Genomic DNA, 1,497 nt, shown 5'->3' with positions numbered 1-1,497 from the left:
CCAATGCCGTTTAGTTAGGCGGTGTTGGTGAAGATGTGCAGGTGGGGCGGGCCGGCATGGCGGACTGTGACGTGGTGGGGGCGTTTGAGGAGTTTCGCGCCGACGTGTTTGCGTTTGACGACCCGGGGACAGGACCGGTGGCGGCGTTCGGGCGCGCGGAGGTGGCGGCGGATCTCCTCACGCGTCTCCCGCATCGCCTCCGTCAGGCGCTGAGGGGGAAAACCCGGCCTGGTTGAGGACTTGGCGGCGGGTGGCGTTGAGGCTGCGGGTGAACGACAACCGGTCGACGTCGAGTGTGGTGTCGTCGGGTCCGAGCGGGTCGGCGGCCTCGTGCATCAGCTCGCGCACGGCGTAGTGGGTCAGCAGCAGTGCCCAGATCTCCTGCTCGACCAGCTCCGGGGTCTTGGAGCGCAGCAGCCGGGTGGCCGGCATCTGGTGGGTCTCGATCTCGTCGAGGGTGAGCTCGAACTCCCACCGCTGCTGGTAGAGCGCGGCCAGTTCGGCCGCGGCGGCGTGGTCGGGATCGGCGATCGTGGTGATCAGTCGGATGGTGTCGCCCGGTCCGCGGTCGGTGACCATGTACTCGACCACCCGCACCGGCACCCGTGACCGTTCGGCCAGGGGGTGCGATCCGTGTCGTCCCAGCTCGCCTTTGACGTGCTTGGGCAGCAGGAACGACCGGTAGGAACCGTCGGGCAACCACTCCAGCACCGGCAACTCGAGGGTGTCGGTGACCCGCCACAGCAGGTCCGCCCCGGTCTCGGCGGCGGCGGTCCACATCCCGTAGCTGTGGAAACCCCGGTCGGCCAACACCAGCATGCCCGGCTCGAACCGGTCCAGGATCCGGTGCAGGAGTTCGCGTTCCTGCACCCGCCAGGTTTCGAACGCCGCCGCGACGATCGCATGGGTGCCGCACTCGGCCAACCCCACCGCCCGGACCTGCGGGAACGGCGTGTCGTCCCGACGATCGAACACCGCGGTGTTGGCGGGGGTGTCGGGCACGTCCAGCACCACCCCGTCCACCGCCATCACCCGCCACCCCCGCAACCAGGCGCCCTTCGTGCCCGGTTCGGCCATCGGCACCGCGACCCGGTCGAACAACACCCGCAACGGCTCCGCGCCCAACCGCGCCCGCGCCTGCGAGATCGCCCCCGCCGTCGGCACCCGCCACTCGTCCCGCCACGTGCCCAGGAACCGCAGCCCGTTGACCAGCTTGCGCATCACCTCTTCATAGGAGTCCTCGAAGAACAGGCACAACGCCAGCACGTAATAGACCACCACCCGCGCCGGCAACAACCGCGACCGCTTCTCCCGCCGCCCGGTCACCGCCAACACCTCGTCCACCAGATCCCGATCCACCAACCGGGTCAGGACCCCGAGACTGATCCCGTCGGTGAACCGACGCTCCACCCCAGACGACACCCACCACACCGTAGTGACAACACACCCCGCCACCAGCACCAACACACCCAAACCCACCTAACTAAACGGCATTGC

General features: G+C 68.7%; 1 protein-coding gene. It reads right to left on the bottom strand.

From position 1 onward, the window contains the following. Nucleotides 1–177: 177 nt before the first annotated feature. Nucleotides 178–1,422, bottom strand: a complete 1,245-nt coding sequence (locus tag ADK67_RS08105; protein ID WP_053715775.1) for an IS4 family transposase — start codon at nt 1,420–1,422, stop codon at nt 178–180. Nucleotides 1,423–1,497 lie beyond the last annotated feature (75 nt).

Origin of the sequence: Saccharothrix sp. NRRL B-16348, assembly GCF_001280085.1 — a bacterium.
Lineage (GTDB): Bacteria > Actinomycetota > Actinomycetes > Mycobacteriales > Pseudonocardiaceae > Actinosynnema.
The sequence above is the reverse complement of the archived record's forward strand: the minus strand, read 5'-3'. Positions and strand labels throughout refer to the sequence as shown.